The organism is Scytonema hofmannii PCC 7110, assembly GCF_000346485.2.
GTDB lineage: Bacteria > Cyanobacteriota > Cyanobacteriia > Cyanobacteriales > Nostocaceae > Scytonema > Scytonema hofmannii.
This window is the reverse complement of record NZ_KQ976354.1, coordinates 11,498,924-11,515,163: the sequence shown is the minus strand read 5'-3', so window position 1 is coordinate 11,515,163 and position 16,240 is coordinate 11,498,924. Positions and strand designations below refer to the sequence as shown.

The following is a 16,240-nucleotide window of genomic DNA, read 5'->3' as shown; positions in this document are numbered from 1 at the left end:
ATTCTCTTAGGACACCGTATCTAGACCCTACCGCCTACGCCGTAGCGGTTTACCTCTACCGAGATGCTTTTCATCTAACCATCCCATTGAGACAGCAGACTCCAAACTATGACCTAACTCAGAGAGGAATAGTGCAGTACGTTCCAGCAAAATTCTATGAATCTGTTCCTTTTTCATAAACTTAGTTATTTGAAGGTCAGACCCCCTAGTTTTGATGTTCGTCGCCGCATTTTGGTCAGCTTGCAATACCACCCCATCAAAGGTCAAGAATTGATCTCCCAGACGTTTTCCCAGTAACGTACCATTGCGATGATCAACCTGTGAAGTATACGCAGGATTGACTAATTTAACCACTCCACCCTTACGGATAGAAATTTCATCTAATGCTTTCTGTAATTCACCTTTGCTCCATTCATTTAATTTGCGATTTACAGCTTTGGATCTCTTTTTCCCTTTTATGTATTTACTTAAATCTTCGGCTACCACTTCACCAAAGTTATCAAATATTTTCTTGGTATCAGTGCGAATGATCTGAGTAATTGTTTGACGTTTTCTAATATCTAACCTGTTCGCTTTTTTCCGCCCTAAGTTATTTTCTAAGATTCTAGCTGACTTAGCAGGGTCAACCTTTTTTGAGATAGCAAATAACTTTTGGCGCTTCTTATTTTTCTTAGTTCTTCTGTCAGAAGCATCATTAATAACACTTCCTAAACCTTTAGCATAAGCTATACCATTACTACCATAAAAGCCTTCAGTAACCCCCTTGTCAACGCCTAAGTTATCCTTGCTAGGATTGACTTCAATCTTAGTTGTTTTAGGATAATGAAGTTCTACATTTCCCGAATCATTGATTATAAAACGTAGGCGTCCAGAAGAGGGTGTAACTCTACCAGTGAGGACGGAAATAGATATCCACGATACTTTCTTTCCATTCATAAAACCAGGTATTTGGTAAGTAGTCACTTTTCCTTTATGGGACACCTTACCTTTCATATTTGAACCAAGGGCGTTGATTACAATTTGGTTATCAACCCAAGTATGACCACGCTTATAATATTGCCTAACCCAACGACTAATTAAAGGGTATTGTCGCCACTCCTGAGAATTGAGACTTTTAGTAAGCTCATCTCTGAATGAAGTTTCTGGGTTATCTACTAATCTTGTTTTTTTACCTTTAATCACCTGCTTTTTTTCAGGTTTAAAGGTAGAGTATATTTTCCGAATAACTTGTACAATAGCCGCTTCTTGAACTGTATGAATATCATCAATGACGGCTTGTACAGTTCTTTCCCATATTTCAGAGCTAAGGTTAAATCTTTCTGACCCATATAGTGCTCTTAGCTCTGGGGCGTTTCGGATGTTCTTAATAATTGTATTTTTATCAATCCCCCAAGCTTGCAGTGACCCATATTTGTTCCATAACTCTGAGCGTAAGTCGCCTAAAGCTTGAGCCAGATTACTTAACTTGTCTGGTACGTCACCAACAGAGTAGGCAATCCGAGTAACTGTATATTCAGTTGTCTGGACTACTTTTTTCCGTGCCATTGGTGTATTCAGGTTGGGTATTAACTACATAATACTACGTTTTACTCCAAACGTAGAAAGTACAGTCTTGAACTGAAGCAATGCTGGTGATAAGTATTGCATAAACAAAATGGAGTTAAATATTACGGTTAACTCCATTTTACTCTTAATTAGAACTACCTAAGTTAACGGGTATTTCCGGAGGACACATAATAAAGTATAAAGGATGAACGATCAAAGATAAAAGTTTTGTATTCACTTCATCCTTTAGATAACAGTTTTTTGTAACGTTTCGATTACCCCATACATCTGGACTGGATCGAGAACTCGTAGCAGGCTGCTTTGAGTTACAAGTCCCAGTTCTTTGCCACCATCCCAAGACACGACTAATCTTTTTGTATGCCGCCTATGCATTTCCCGCAAAGCCGTTAAAAGAGAATCTTCAGGACTTAATAGAAAAAGCGGCGTACTCATAACAGACTGCGCCCGGACTTCTGTCAAATTCATTTGTAGCGCTTGGAATTGTACGATATCTCGCTCGGTAACAATTCCTACAGGAACATGAATAAAGTGTCCCAGTTCTAATTCTGGATATTGCTCGGTAATGACAACACAGCTAATTTTATACTCCGCCATGACTTGAGCTAAGCTCAAAATTGAAGCAGTGACTGGCGCACGAATCACTTGGGTTGTCATCACATCCCCTACACGCATAAGCTTGAGGAGATGGATGGGGCGCAAAATACTACGAATACTTTCATGAGAAACAACTCCAATGAGTTCTCCCTTCTGTCCTAAAATCGGTAAATGACGAATCCGGTAGCGCCGAAATAAAAATAGAGGGGCAAAAATATCTTTAAAAGTAGTTTGAGAGAGTGTAATCACTGGTTTTGTCATGACTTCAGCGATTGTCACCTTTTCAAAGGGTATGCTTGCTGCTGTCAGTCGCACAATATCCCGTTCTGTAAAGATTCCTAACAACTCCGTTCCCTGCATCACTAGAACACAACTAGAACCTGTCTCATAGGAGGGAAACCCATCTGAGTACGAATTGACACCAGATAACGAACAACTGTGAATCCGCCTTTGGTTCATTAAAGCAATAACGTCTATTAGTAGTGTGTCAGTTGTAACTGTGAGTGGATTATAGTCTATTGCTGCTTCTATTGCTGGCTCACTTAGCTGTATGTCATCGTATTGCATGGCTAGTTTTACAAAGGAACATGGCGCTCTGTTTCATAATGTACCAAGTCTTAACAGAATTCCTCATTTATTTATTTCTTGTTTAAATTAGTAACTTTTCTCAAATAAATGATGAATTATGAAGCATGAAGGCTCAAGTATAGCCGATCAATGAATCCAAAGCGGTTAAATAGTATCCGTCAATACATTCAGGAGTTATTGAGTGAACGGGCCAAATTGCGAGCGCGGAGCCATCCAGTTGCAAGCGAGATGAGAGTCTCAATGTCAATAAAAACCTCTTTACAGAGACTTCACAGTGGCAACTGCCAAACTTTAATGATGTTGTCAGCACTACCACCACTAGCAATCGTTTGTCCATCTGGGTTGATAGTGACAGAGTAAATATAACCAGAATCCTTCTTTAAAGTCTGAATTTTTTCTCCAGTTGTAGAATTCCACAGTTTAATTGTATTGTCATTGCTACCACTGACAAGGATAACTCCGTTTAAGCTTTTGCCATAACCTGCATTTGGTAGAAAAGCAACAGAATTTATTTTGTCGGAATGTTGTGTTAATGTATGCGTAACTTCTCCCGTTGCTAAGTTCCAAAGTTTAATTCTTTTATCTTTACTACCACTGGCAAGAGTGACACCATCTGGACTAAAGGCAACAGAAAGAACGTAGTCAGTATGTCCTTCTAAAGTACGAACTTCTTCACCTGTTAATACATTCCACAGTTTAATTGTCTTATCCCAACTCCCACTAGCAAGAGTCATGCCATCAGGACTAAAGCGAACAGAAGCAGTTGCCCTTGAGTGTCCTTTTAGCGTGCGAATTTCTTTTCCCGTTACCACATCCCACAATTTTACAGTTTTATCTAAACCTCCACTGGCAAGAGTTCTGCCATCTGGGCTAAAGGCAACTGAAGAAACTCCGCCCGGATGTCCCTTTAGAGTACCCATTTCTTGCCCTGTTTCTAAATTCCACAGTTTGATAGTATTGTCTGCACTGCCACTAGCAAGAGTTTTACCATCTGGGCTGAAGGCAACAGTCCAAACCCATTGAGAGTGACCTTTGAGGGTAAGGGTTGTCTGTCGGGTCGCTAAGTTCCAGATTTTAATTGTGCGATCGTCACTGGCGCTAGCAAGAGATTGCCCATTTGGAGAGAAGGCGACGGAGTTAACATCGCTGGAGTGACCTCTCAGGGTCTCTGGTGAGTTAGAACTTTGAACGGTTTTATTGCTTGGCTGACTGACATCAGAAGACTGAGTAACTGCAGGTGGGTAAAATAGGTATAAACTAACTCCTCCCAATCCCAACAGAACCATACCAGCACTTATCAAGAGTTGATGTCTTACCTTGCTAGCCGATCGCGGTAAAGGAAGCAACTGAGATTGTAATGAATTGACCGAAAGTAGGGTTGAAGATGGTGGCGGTAAAAGCTCTGATAAATCTTTGAGGGCTTCCTCTGCTCCTTGATAGCGCTGTTGAAATTCTACTTTCAAAAGTTTGTCGAGAATCTTACTTAACTTGGGACTTAAAATTGCTTCTCCGCTACCTGGTTTTTTGAGATATCGCTGCCAATCATTCACCCAACTAAAGCCATGTTGCAGCCAAAGTTTAGACGGAGAAATCCCTGTCAGTAAATGGAAGCAAGTTGCACCCAAACCAAACAAATCGCTTGATGGATAAGCTTTTCCGTCTTCCATCTGTTCCATTGGGGTATAACCATGAGACCCAATGGTTGTCCCGATTTTAGTTTGTACTGTTACCGATAGCTGCTTTGAGGCTCCAAAATCAATCAGCACCAATCGCCCATCACTATCACGACGAATAATATTTTGCGGCTTAATATCTCGGTGGATAACTCCTTGTTTGTGGATAAACTGGAGCACAGGTAATAAATCTAGTAAAAGTTCACGAATGTTACTTTCACTATAAGTTCCCACTAGTTGCAATTCTTTTAATAAATTTTGACCATCGATATATTGCTGTACTAAAAATAGATAATTATTCTCCTCGAAATAAGCCAAAAGATGGGGAATTTGATTGTGTTCTCCAAGTTGTTGCAATCGCTGCGCTTCTTCTTGAAATAGCTGAACTGCTTTTTTTAGAGCACTTGTTCCCTGAATTTTTGGCGCAAACTGCTTGACTACACACAATTCTTTCAACTTATCCACGTCTTCAGCAAGATAAGTTTTGCCAAATCCACCTTCATCAGACAATACTTTGATAACACGATAACGATTCCTTAACAGCGATACCAATGGTGTACCGCAGCTTTTGCACAGCACGCTGTCGTCAGGATTTAGGGGATTTAGGCAGTCGGGATTCAGGCAGCAGAGCATACTGGGAATCCATAAGTGAATGGTTTAGCTTTCAGGAAGAAATATCGAAGATTTATATTAAACATCTCCAGAAATTTATTGTGCATCGTCTACAATCCCTGTACAGACAAGCCATGGCGCGTCTCTACATTGTTTCTCGATATTTTGATGTTAACATCTGGATTTGTTGGGAAAGCTACAAAAGCTTCTTTAATATAGATAAATAAAAGCATTGCTAGTGTAAAGATTTATAGAAGTTATGTTTGTGACGTTTTTTTAGGTACCAAGCAACAGTAATCTATATCAGTAAATCAGCAGATTAACTATAGTATTTTGTTGGTGAAATATAGTACGGTGTCAATCTACCCTGAGTACAATGTTTCAATCAACAGGAGTAGCGTAAAAATGGTAGAAAAAAGCAACAAACAATGTGCAAACAAATTAAAGTTGGCTTTAATTGGTTGCATGAGTAGTAGTTTGTTGATAACAAATTATGCCTTTCCTATCAAGGTTTTAGCAAATGTCCTACACTCAAAACCCTTTTTAATTGCCAAACCCGCCGATGAGAGACAACCAGCAGCAGTAGAAAAAGGTATTGAGCAAATTCCTATAGCCCAACAACCCGTACCCCGACAGGTAAAACAACCCATTGAATCGCCTCTACCTGCAGGTGTATCTTCGGGATCTGTAAATTCCACCCCAAAATCTAATCCTTCTGAGACCAGCACGGCCTCAAAACCGAACGTCTCAACTACACCAACGCAACCCTCTAACACTAGCACAACATCTACTCCATCCGGCACAGGTGTTTCCATTCCAGTACCTAGTCCTTCAGGCGATCGCTCGACGCCTTCGCGCCAAGGAAATTCTACGCCTTCGCGTCAAGGAAATTCTACGCCTTCGCGTCAAGGAAATTCTACGCCTTCGCGCCAAGGAAATTCTACGCCTTCGCGTCAAGGAAATTCTAAGCCTTCACGCCAGGGAAATTCTAAGCCTTCACGCCAGGGAAATTCTACGCCAACAACAGCAGCTACTTCATCTGTTTCTTTGTCCAAAACACCTGAGTTTCAAGAAATAAACTTTGTAGATATCGCATTCGGTGTTTTGGCTCCAGGAGATTATCAATCACAGGGCAGATATTATCACTTCTACCAGTTTGAAGGTAGAGAAAACCAACTTGTTCAAATTAGGCTAAGTGGTAGTGCAGATCGGCGTCGTACAAACAACTTGAATTTAGACCCCTTCATGTTTTTGCTCGATCCAGATAATAACGTGCTTTTGACGAGAGGTAATGAAGAGGTGAATCCTCAAGGAGTCAAAGATGCATTTATTTTTGTCCGATTGCCAAGAACAGGTACCTACACGATCGCTGTCACCAGCCGTAAGCCCGGAGATACAGGGCGGTACAGTTTGGCTCTTAGAAATGACAGAGCAAGTTACAGTCTCGATCGCTCTGATGAATTAACCCAAGAAAGTCGAATCCAACGAAAAAGTGGCAGCCCTTATAATATATCTAAGTTTCAGGGTAAAAAAGACCAACTTGTGAGTATCCGTGCTGACAGTGTCTTTGAACAGTTTTCACCTTACATAGTCTTGTTGAATTCCCAAGGGCAAATTGTCGCTACAGATGATAACAAGGATGGAAGGTACAGTGCATTCATTGACCGAGCCAAGTTACCTGAAGATGGCACGTACTATGTAGTCGTTATCTCAGCAAATTCAAGAGAACGGGGTACGTATCGGTTGACTGTGTTTTAGGAAACAGTGACCAGTGACCAGTGACCAGTGACAAATGCCTTTTCACTGCACCAACCGCCAGATCTTAACTGTTTTATCAAAACTTCCACTAGCAAGGGTCTTACCATCCGGACTAAAAGCGACAGACCATACTCTGTCTGTATGCCCTGTGAGTGTATTCATGACTTGTCCTGTAGCCAAGTTCCAAACTTTGATTGTTTTGTCCCAGCTACTGCTAGCAAGAGTACTACCATCAGGGCTTACAGCTACAGACCAAACTCTGTTATTGTGTCCTGTGAGTGTATTGATTTCTCTTCTCGTATTGAGATCCCAAATTTTGATAGTTTTGTCCCAACTGCCACTGACAAGTTTTTGATTATCAGCACTGAATGCAAGAGAATAAACAGCATCAGAATGTCCCGAAAGAGTTTGGATCTCTTTTCCTGTTGACGTATTCCATAAATTAATGGTATTGTCAAAATAGTTACCACTAGCCAAAACTTTACCATCTGGGCTAAAAGCAACAGAATTAACAACGTCGCAGCTTCCTTTAAGAGTAAGAACTTTTGCTCCAGTGGCAGAGTTCCACAAGTTGATACTCTGATCCCAGCTTCCACTAGCGATAGTTAAACCATCCGGGCTAATAGCGACAGACTGGACTGCAGCTAAATGTCCCCTAAGAGTACGTATTTCTTGTTGAGTATTTACGCTCCACAGTTTGACTGTCTTGTCAGTACTTCCACTGATAAGGATTTTGCTGTCAGGGCTAAAGGTGACAGAATTAACCCAATCGGAATGACCTTTGAGAATGCCGATCGCAACTCCTGTCGTTAAATTCCACAACTTGATGGTTTTGTCGGCACTAACGCTAGCAAGAGTGCGTCCGTCAGGGCTAACCGCAACAGCCAAAATTGTATCAGCGTGACCTTTAAGAGTGAAAGCTTCAGCGAACTTTGATAGGGTTTTTTTTTGAGATTGACTTGATTGGGATGACGCACTGGTTGCTGCAGGAGGAGATGGCCAATACCACATTCCAGCAAATCCCAAAAGCGCGATCGCCGCACCCGTCATAACTTTAATTTTTGTGTCAGTTGTTGTTACAGACATTGCAAATTCCACGTTACGCTGCTTTTATATCGCTCTCTGATGTGAAATCAGAGGTATCTTACTTTTATGGGAATATAATGTAGTTACCGATTGAGCCAGTAGAATTCCGGATTTCTTAACACTGTAGAATTCATAACAAAAAATTAACGAGAAACTCGCCAAATCTTAATAGTGTTATCTTTACTACCACTGACAAGAGTTTTTCCATCTGAACTAAAGGCGATGGAAAGGACACTATCAGAGTGACCTAGCAGAACGCGAATTTGCTGTCCAGTCTCTAAATTCCACAGTTTGATAGTTCTATCCAAACTGCTACTGGCAAGGAGTTTGCCGTTCGGACTGATAGCGATAGAGGTCACCTTATCGGAATGACCAAATAAAGTACGAATTTGCTTTCCCGTGTCCGGATTCCATAATTTGATCGTTTTGTCAGAACTTCCACTTGCAAGAAGTTTGCCATTAGGACTGATTGCAATAGAAGTCACTGTACCCAAATGTCCTTCTAAAGTACGAATTTGCTCTCCCGTTTCTAAATTCCATAACTTAATTGTTTTGTCATAGCTACCACTAATAAGAGTTCTACCACTGGGACTAAAAATGACCGACCGAACCGAGTTAGAATGTCCTGCTAGCGTGCTAATTTCTTCTCCTGTTACTAGACTCCACAGTTTAATAGTGTTGTCATCACTACCATCAGCAAGAATTTTACTATCATGACTGAAGGCAAGGGCATGAACCGAGTTGGAATGCCCTATAAGTGTACGGACTTCCTGACCGGTTGCCAAGTTCCAAATTTTAACGGTTTTGTCCTTACTTCCACTAGCAAGAGTTTGTCCATCTGAGCTAATAGTTAGGGTATTTATTATACCACCGTGACCGTTTAAGGTAGAAATTTCCTGTCCCGTTATTAAACTTAAGAGTTTAATTCCACTTTCGCTGTTACTAGCGATCGTTTTACTATCTGGGCTAATAGCAACAGCTAAAATGGGGTGGGAATATCCTCTGACAGTTGAGACTAGGGAAAAACGACCTAATGGGGATGGCGATCGCGTATGAAGAGCGACATCTCGATTTGCTGTGCTGTTATTAGGCTGACTGATACTAGAAGATATTTTGGTTTCAAGACGTCGAAGTTGCTTGTACCAAAACTCTCCCGAACCCAACACTAATACAGCAGTTCCTGCAAGGAGAGAATTTCTGAAGAAAATGTATTGTTTGGGTATCGATGGTGCTTGAGTCGGAGGCACAACAACAGAAGGAGTCGGCGCACCTGCAGTCGGAAGCGGTGGTGGTATTTGCTGCTTTAATGTTAAATCTACTATAGCTTCATCAGCAGATTGGTAGCGCTGCTGAATATCTTTTTGCAACAGCCTATCCAAAACCCGCTCTAAATCCTGACTAATTGGACTTTTGACGTATTCTCGCCAATTCTTTACCCAAGCATATCCCTGTTCAGTCCATAACTTAAAAGGGGAAATTCCAGTCAGCAAATGAAAGCAAGTTGCACCCAAACTAAACAGATCGCTAGCTGGATAAGCGACACCATCTCTAATTTGTTCAATTGGGGAATAGCCTTGCGAGCCGATGGAAGTCCCCATTTTCATTTGTACTTTTGCTGTAAACTGCTTTGCAGAGCCAAAGTCAATCAGAACTAGATTTTCAACCTTTTTTACTTTAGTGGAGGTATGATGAAAAACTTTTCCAGTTGTTGCTTGAGAAGTTCGACGACGGATAATATTTTGAGGTTTTATATCTCGGTGAATCACTCCTCGCTCATGTATAAATTTCAGAACGGGCAGCAAATCTAACAAAATTTCTTTAATTTCTTGAGAGTTATACGCTCTCCGTTGTTGTAACTCTTTTAACAGGTTTTGCCCATCTATAAATTGCTGAACCAAATATAAGTAGTTATCTTGTTCAAAGTAAGCTAATAGAGTTGGAATTTGGGGATGTTCTCCAAGTTCCTGCAATCTTTCAGCCTCTTTTTGAAACAACTCCATCGCCTTTTTTAATGCCCAATTTCCTTGGACTTTGGGAGCAAGTTGCTTGATAACACACAGTTCATCTAACTTATCGATATCTTCTGCTAAATAGGTTCTACCAAATCCTCCTTCATCAGACAGTACACTTGTAACGCGGAAGCGATTTCGTAACAAATGAACCAGTGGGGTGTTGCACGTTTGACAAAACGTCCTTCCACTCTTGTTCAGGGGATTTGGGCAATCAGGATTGAGACAGCAGATCATCACCAAAAGAACGCGATAGCGTAATAATTTATGCTAAATTATCCCTGAGTTTTTTATAAGGATTAATTATCCTCTATCTTATATGAGATTTCTGATAAGTGTTAATGGTTAGTAATTATTGATCGCTGGTCACTGGTCACTGGTCACTGGTCACTGGTCACTGTTTTTTCCTTGTTTGCCAGTCGCGAATCGCTCTTGCAGTTCTTTCTGTAGGCGTCAAGTATTCTGGTTCTTCGCTGACACTTTTCTCCTGGACTCCCAATCTTTGAGTTGTTAAACAGTCAGTCAAGGTGGGCAAATGATTTTCCATCTCTAAAGCCCAAATGACATCATCGACTGATTTAAAACGCTCTTCTAGAGAAAGTTTGAGCATTCGATCTAGAATTTGAGCAAAATAAGCACTGACGCTTACCGCTTTTTGCCAACATATCTCACCTGTTTTAACATCATACTCAAATTCCAGAGGTAGTTTTTCAGTCAAAAGATAAAGACAAGTCACACCTAGTGCGTAAATATCACTAGCATAAACTGGACGCAAGGAAAGCTGTTCTGGCGGAGCAAATCCCATCGTTCCAATAAAATTAGTATTTGCAGGTGCATCCATTGATGTTTCATTCTTTAACACCAACTCCTCTTTGACAGCACCAAAATCAATGAGCACTAACCGTTTATCATCTTCACAACGTAGTATGTTATGAGGTTTAATATCTCTATGAATGACATGATTTTTATGTACGTACTGTAATACTGGCAGCAATTCTTGCAAAAATTTTTTAACTGTGTCTTCAGTGTATAAACCAGTCCTTTTAACTTCCTGTGCTAAGTTAAAACCTTTGACATATTCTTGAACTAAGTAAAATTCCCCACAGACTTCAAAGTAGTCCAAAAGCATGGGAACTTGAGAATGACTTCCTAATTGAGCCAATGTTTTTGCTTCTTTTTCAAAGCGATGGCAAGCACGTTTCCAGCTGTTGACATTGTCTACTTTCGGACAAAGTTGTTTGATAACACAAAGTGGTTTCCCTGGTAACACTGCATTCCTAGCTAAGAACGTGACACCGAAACCACCTCTCCCTAAAACTCTTAGTATTGTATAGCGATCGCGAAATAGCTGTTTAGTACCGCACAGTTTACCAAGCTGAGTCCGCTGTAAAATCTCAGCATGGGACTTAAGTACTTCTGGTGAAGAGCAGTTCATCGGACAAAAAGGGAGTTAAGGTAAAACAATTATTATACGATATACCCACACTCACTTCAATTGTTACTTTTAAATATATAACTCATTTTAAATTTCACTCTACAGAATACCACGTAAATCTAAAACAAAACCAGGTAGCACATCTTCTCCAGATAAAATAGTAGGGGACTTTATAACCTCCACCTCTCGTCCTTGGCGATAAATTTCCACCTGCTGGTTCTGTGGATCGATCAGCCAACCCAAACGAACTCCATTGTCCATGTACTCCTGCATCTTAGCCTGCAACGTCTCCAAATCATCAGTTGCAGAACGCAACTCAACAACAAAATCACCGAGCAATCGGTGGGAATTTTTGTCGTTGCTCGGAAGTCAGAGATTCCCACCTTTCTAATTTAATCCAAGTTACATCTGGAGAGCGATTTGCTCCATTGGGGAGTTTGAAACAAGTCGATGAATCAAACGCTTTTCCTAAATTTTGCTGACGGTTCCAAATTCCTAAGTCAAGATAAAGCTCAAAATTTTGATTTCCTGTTTCTCCACCTGTAGGCGACACGACGATTAATTCTCCAGATGCTGTACGTTCAAACTTCATTTCTGGATTCGCTTTTACCAATTCGTAGAAAGCATCCTCTGTTAAGTCTCCAACAGGAGATAAATCTAGCGTTAAGATACTCACTTACGGTCTAGCTCTATAAACGCGTTCGCGCTTTCGCACGGCTTTTTAAGCATCGCCCTCTTATTGTATCCTCATCAATAGGTGGGGGAAAAGCATACAGATGGGCTGGTAGAAGTCATCACAGATATCCACAGTTAATCAGGTCAAACCGCAAGTTGTGCCATATAATTTATTGGAAACAAGTTCCTGTTCACTGTTTGAACGAACAGGAACAATATTATGTGGACTTATTTCAGCCCGAACTGAATGGTTGTAAAGTTAAAAACTATCTACCGAAACAGCCTCAAGTGGAACGCGAGATTAAGCGATTGCTGAAAGTTCTCAACAAACCAACATCTCTTTTTCCTATCATTCGTTCCATCGTGGCTGGTAAGTATGAAGATAATGAGGAAAGAGATTGAACCATAACGTAAATCTTTTCCCCAACTATTGTCGCTAATCTCGTACCAAAATTCAATATGCTCTTTTTTAGGTAAGCGATCGCTTAAAAAAGCATTGACAAAATCCCAAATCTCTAATATTTTGGATTTTGACTTGGCGTAAGGAAATAAAGCTTCTGCAAGTTGAATTTTAGGGAGGTTTGCATTGTCAGTATAAACAATACTAGATTCCATTAATCTAGCTCTTAAGACTTTTTGAATATTTTGCCTGTACCAATCTGTGGAAACCCAATCTCTCTGGTTCGGTAAATCCGTTCTTGCCAATAAGTACAAGTTTTGCCAGTCTCGTTCAACAGCATACTGTAAAAGAATAAAGTAGAGTTCAACAGATTCTTGAACAATCTTTTTATTATTGATAATGTTCTCTTCATCCTTCATGGTGAGAAACACTCCATCTCTAGGCTCTGTAGGTTCTAGAAAGGGATTGTTGATAACAACAGGAAAATGAAAATCTTCCGTACCAATCAGTGGAAAACCCAGGAAAATTTTTGGTGTTTTTTCATGAACAGAGGAAATTGATGTCTGGTTTTCATCTTTGTCAATTTGAATGGCTATACTTGTCAGTTCTTTTGACAAACACGCAAAATATAGCTTTTGCGTGCGATTTTTTTGTCATCTTGAAAAAGACCGCTGACGTTAACTTTCTCTGAAAGCAAGTGAGTGGTCAAAAAGCCCGTACCAAATCTCCCTATCGTTTTGGGCATCTCTGTTTTATCGGCTTCTCCCCAGTCTTTATCATCAGAGCTAATTTGGCGAATTAAACCTTTAATATTTTTATTGGTAAAATAACTAAAATTGTGACTGAATTCTATAGATTCTGGAGTCAATCTTACCCTGACGGCAACTTGTTCGGATGGAAAATCAATGGCAGCCTTGTCATTGGCATTTTGTAAAAGTTCCCAAATCCAGCGTCTCTTGAAGTTTTCCATGGATGACATCCTTAAAATCCGCATCTTTTCAGAGATTTTTTGCGCTGCAATGCGGTTTAAATCGGCAATAGCATTTTTATCGAAACGAGACATGGCGATGACTCCTAATTCTGAATGATAATGATTACAGTGATGTTAGGTTTATCTTGCCCAAAAATTTTGAGAATCTAACATTGACTAAATTTTTTGTAAAATATGGAACATTAAATGCCAAATTTGTATAACAATGTAAACGCACTTGTCTTGCTCCCCCCTGTTATGCCCTTTGGCTATACATTGAAGACTGGGTAGGATCGCTTGTTGATAAAGTGGCATTAAGCGTGATTCACGAAGAGGTACAAAGTGTATTGAGGATTGAATCAAGTCTCTTTCTGAAGATACAAAGATTTGAAGAATTGTTAGGGGATTTTCTTGAAACATCTCAACCCGTGTCCAGGCTGAGCGATCGGCATAAATTGTTCCAGCTCAATTAACTAAGTACGGGAGGTGGAGCCTAGAGTGAAGGCATTCCCAGGCAGAGCCTGGGAACGAGGGTGAGGGAGTGTTTCTTGGTAATCCCTAAGGTACCTCAATAGGAATCAAAGCATTCTCTGGAAAGTACGCACGGTAACTCCCTTCATCTGCAAGAAGCAAAACTAGGCGCAAAGCATAATCTGGTGGAATTTGCAAATCTGCCCAAGGTACTGCTACCTCTAAACAATTGTTTAAAGCAACTTGGGCTCGACTGAAGCGAGGATGCCATTGATAGTGTTCCCCTGCTTCTCGAAAATAAGTTGACTGCGTAAGCAAATTAATTCCCAAATGATGGTGGAACAGGTAGTTCACTGGTGCAATATCAGGAACTTCTGCTAGGGGAACTGGACTATTATTCATGGGTTGGTCTGGATAAAACCACAGTAAATTCAATTCTGGTGGCAAATCTTGCCCTGGTTTCACACCTGTTTTAAAGTCTACCCGTAAATAAAAATTGAGGTGATCCACTCCATACCAAAGTCGCTGAATGGGGCTGCTGCTGTGCATTGTACCCCGCGATCCACCTATTTCAATACGTCCGGCTTTGTCCCAGTCTTGCTCATCACCTTTACCATCAATGACAGGATGGATGAAACTTTCTGGACGGCGATCTGAACGTGCTTCGTGGCTTTCGACTGGTTGGCGAAGATAAGAGGGGCTAGGTTCATTCAAAGCTTTGTATATCCCATGCAAATGCTCTCGAAACAAGCGATCGAAGATAGCATCGTGATTTGAGGAATGCCCTACACCAAACCACCAAAACCAGTCAGAACCTTCTGCTGCATACAAAGCTTCCCATGCTTCGGGATTGTTTTCTTCTGTTGCTTCTGGGTGACTGGCTAAGGTTATCCTGGCTTGTGTTAAGTAATCCCAAGCGCGGTTTTTCGCAGGATCGCCAATCCAAGTTGTAAAGCTGCCATCAACCCAAGAACCACTGTGCAATCTTTCTCCTGGAATAGTTGCTCTTGGAGGAAACTTTTCGATAAATTCTGAGACTGTGACCAGTTCTAGATGTGGTTCGTCTGTAAAACTCTGGTACAAAGCTTCTAAGAAAGGCTTACCATCTTCTGGATAAAATTCCCAGCAATTTTCACCATCTAAAGCAATGGTAACCAACCAAGGTTGTTCTGATTGTTTTTCTCTTTGCATCCGCGCAATGGCTTGTAAATGTCCTATCAAATCTGCTGCGGCTTGTTTGGCAGACATAGCACCATAGGTAAACCCAATTAAATCTGATAATCTATGATCGCGAAACACAATCGCCAAATCACCTACAGGAGTTTGCAAGCGATATGGTTGGTACAGCAATTCTGGTTCTTTAACATTACCTGCTCCATCGCGATGGAAAAAGTGTCTTAGCGTCCATCCCAAAATAGCTTCATCTGAGCAAATCCACTTAAATCCTTGATTAATAATATACGGTAATATTTCCGGGCTGACTGACTGTTCTGAGGGCCACAAACCGCGTGGTGTCTGTCCAAATCTGTCTACATATAAATCCCACGCTTTTCGCAAATGCCGGGGAATATCTTCCGCCCACTGAAACCGAGATTCTGGTAAAGTCATATTAGGCACTGCTACGCGCCCGGAGTTAGTATCAGCTAGCAACGGCAAGATAGGATGGGTGTAGGGTGAGGTTGTCACTTCCAACTGTCCCGTCTCCTGCATCTTTCGGTGAGTAGGGACAATTCTCTTGAGAATTTCTCTCTGCTTGGAGTAAATTCGCTGGCGATCGCTTAGAGTAAAATCCTTACCGCGCTTTAACCAAGCCTCAATCTCCGGATCGTCCCAAAACAAAGGATCGATCCATGCCAAATTGTGCCAAGCTAACAAATCATTGTAATCCTGCAATCCCCAATTAGAAAAACACCAAGCTTGTCCTTTGTTCTGTCGCTGATAGTACAACTCAGCATAACGGGGATGCGGATCGATCAAATGGTGGTGATTGGCATCAAAAAAGTATTGTATAATAAATTCCCGTTGTGGGTCAGTGAGTTGTTTAACTGGTGTCAAACTCACTTCCAAATAAGGGTCAAAAGCAGTGCCAGCAATGTAATCTTCTAGTTGCAATATCAGAGATGGAACCAAATTCACTGTTTGGTGTAACTTGGGATAGCGTTCCAGAATCAGAATTAAATCCAGGTAGTCCTTAGTACCGTGCAAACGTACCCAAGGCAAACGATACTGTTGGGAATTAGATAGTGAAACGCCGCTGTCAGGAGATTTGTACAGCGGCTGGTGTTGGTGCCAAATAAAGGCGACGTAGAGGGGATGAGACATAGGTAGTAATTAGGAAATAGGGCGTAGGGCATAGGGCATAGGGCATAGTAATTTAGCTACTATTCTCTATGCCCTTTACCC

The 16,240-nt window shown here is 41.0% G+C and carries 11 protein-coding genes and 1 pseudogene; 1 reads left to right on the top strand and 11 read right to left on the bottom strand.

All coding sequences use genetic code 11. From position 1 onward, the window contains the following. Positions 1-27: 27 nt before the first annotated feature. The 4 genes from WA1_RS48510 to WA1_RS61120 all read right to left on the bottom strand — a co-directional run bounded on the left by WA1_RS48510 (position 28) and on the right by WA1_RS61120 (position 5,266). A complete protein-coding gene (locus WA1_RS48510; RefSeq protein ID WP_017742380.1) occupies positions 28-1,545 on the bottom strand; it encodes an RNA-guided endonuclease TnpB family protein in 1,518 nt (505 codons plus the stop codon). Positions 1,546-1,791: 246 nt separating this feature from the next. Continuing rightward, positions 1,792-2,727: a CBS domain-containing protein gene (locus WA1_RS48505; protein ID WP_017742381.1), complete on the bottom strand. Its 936-nt coding sequence runs from the start codon at positions 2,725-2,727 to the stop codon at positions 1,792-1,794. A gap of 290 nt (positions 2,728-3,017) precedes the next feature. Then, positions 3,018-5,054 carry a serine/threonine-protein kinase gene (locus WA1_RS48500; RefSeq protein WP_026134541.1) on the bottom strand — a complete coding sequence of 679 codons (2,037 nt, stop codon included), beginning with the start codon at positions 5,052-5,054 and terminating at the stop codon, positions 3,018-3,020. An 89-nt stretch (positions 5,055-5,143) separates the two neighbouring features. Continuing rightward, positions 5,144-5,266, bottom strand: a complete 123-nt coding sequence (locus WA1_RS61120; RefSeq protein WP_272819390.1) for a hypothetical protein — start codon at positions 5,264-5,266, stop codon at positions 5,144-5,146. Between the two features lie 172 nt (positions 5,267-5,438). Between WA1_RS61120 and WA1_RS48495 the strand changes: the two genes are divergently transcribed. Beyond that, the gene (locus WA1_RS48495; RefSeq protein ID WP_017742384.1) at positions 5,439-6,791 is read left to right on the top strand and encodes a PPC domain-containing protein; all 1,353 of its coding nucleotides are present in this window, start codon (positions 5,439-5,441) and stop codon (positions 6,789-6,791) included. 42 nt (positions 6,792-6,833) lie between these two features. On the opposite strand, the gene WA1_RS48490 is transcribed toward WA1_RS48495, so the two are convergent. The 7 genes and pseudogenes from WA1_RS48490 to WA1_RS48455 form a co-directional block, all read right to left on the bottom strand. Continuing rightward, positions 6,834-7,877, bottom strand: coding sequence for a WD40 repeat domain-containing protein (locus tag WA1_RS48490; RefSeq protein ID WP_017742385.1), 1,044 nt, complete (start codon positions 7,875-7,877; stop codon positions 6,834-6,836). A gap of 143 nt (positions 7,878-8,020) precedes the next feature. Beyond that, positions 8,021-10,123, bottom strand: a complete 2,103-nt coding sequence (locus tag WA1_RS48485; protein WP_026134542.1) for a serine/threonine-protein kinase — start codon at positions 10,121-10,123, stop codon at positions 8,021-8,023. 157 nt (positions 10,124-10,280) lie between these two features. Beyond that, positions 10,281-11,321: a serine/threonine-protein kinase gene (locus tag WA1_RS48480; RefSeq protein ID WP_017742388.1), complete on the bottom strand. Its 1,041-nt coding sequence runs from the start codon at positions 11,319-11,321 to the stop codon at positions 10,281-10,283. Positions 11,322-11,420: 99 nt separating this feature from the next. Continuing rightward, positions 11,421-11,997 (bottom strand): annotated as a pseudogene (locus WA1_RS48475) (Uma2 family endonuclease). 269 nt (positions 11,998-12,266) lie between these two features. Next, positions 12,267-13,013 carry a hypothetical protein gene (locus tag WA1_RS56320; protein WP_017742391.1) on the bottom strand — a complete coding sequence of 249 codons (747 nt, stop codon included), beginning with the start codon at positions 13,011-13,013 and terminating at the stop codon, positions 12,267-12,269. Next, positions 12,998-13,459 carry a sacsin N-terminal ATP-binding-like domain-containing protein gene (locus WA1_RS48465; protein ID WP_017742392.1) on the bottom strand — a complete coding sequence of 154 codons (462 nt, stop codon included), beginning with the start codon at positions 13,457-13,459 and terminating at the stop codon, positions 12,998-13,000. Before WA1_RS48465 ends, WA1_RS56320 begins: the two co-directional genes overlap by 16 nt. 465 nt (positions 13,460-13,924) lie before the next feature. Beyond that, positions 13,925-16,159, bottom strand: a complete 2,235-nt coding sequence (locus tag WA1_RS48455; protein WP_017742394.1) for a glycoside hydrolase family 57 protein — start codon at positions 16,157-16,159, stop codon at positions 13,925-13,927. Positions 16,160-16,240 lie beyond the last annotated feature (81 nt).

Coding starts and splice junctions, on each gene's coding strand:
- WA1_RS48510 (WP_017742380.1), bottom strand. CDS start 1,545: ATGGCACGGAAAAAAGTAGTCCAGACAACTGAATATACAGTTACTCGG.
- WA1_RS48495 (WP_017742384.1), top strand. CDS start 5,439: ATGGTAGAAAAAAGCAACAAACAATGTGCAAACAAATTAAAGTTGGCT.
- WA1_RS48505 (WP_017742381.1), bottom strand. CDS start 2,727: ATGCAATACGATGACATACAGCTAAGTGAGCCAGCAATAGAAGCAGCA.
- WA1_RS61120 (WP_272819390.1), bottom strand. CDS start 5,266: ATGCTTTTATTTATCTATATTAAAGAAGCTTTTGTAGCTTTCCCAACA.
- WA1_RS48480 (WP_017742388.1), bottom strand. CDS start 11,321: ATGAACTGCTCTTCACCAGAAGTACTTAAGTCCCATGCTGAGATTTTA.
- WA1_RS48455 (WP_017742394.1), bottom strand. CDS start 16,159: ATGTCTCATCCCCTCTACGTCGCCTTTATTTGGCACCAACACCAGCCG.
- WA1_RS48490 (WP_017742385.1), bottom strand. CDS start 7,877: ATGTCTGTAACAACAACTGACACAAAAATTAAAGTTATGACGGGTGCG.
- WA1_RS48465 (WP_017742392.1), bottom strand. CDS start 13,459: ATGTCTCGTTTCGATAAAAATGCTATTGCCGATTTAAACCGCATTGCA.
- WA1_RS48500 (WP_026134541.1), bottom strand. CDS start 5,054: ATGCTCTGCTGCCTGAATCCCGACTGCCTAAATCCCCTAAATCCTGAC.
- WA1_RS48485 (WP_026134542.1), bottom strand. CDS start 10,123: ATGATCTGCTGTCTCAATCCTGATTGCCCAAATCCCCTGAACAAGAGT.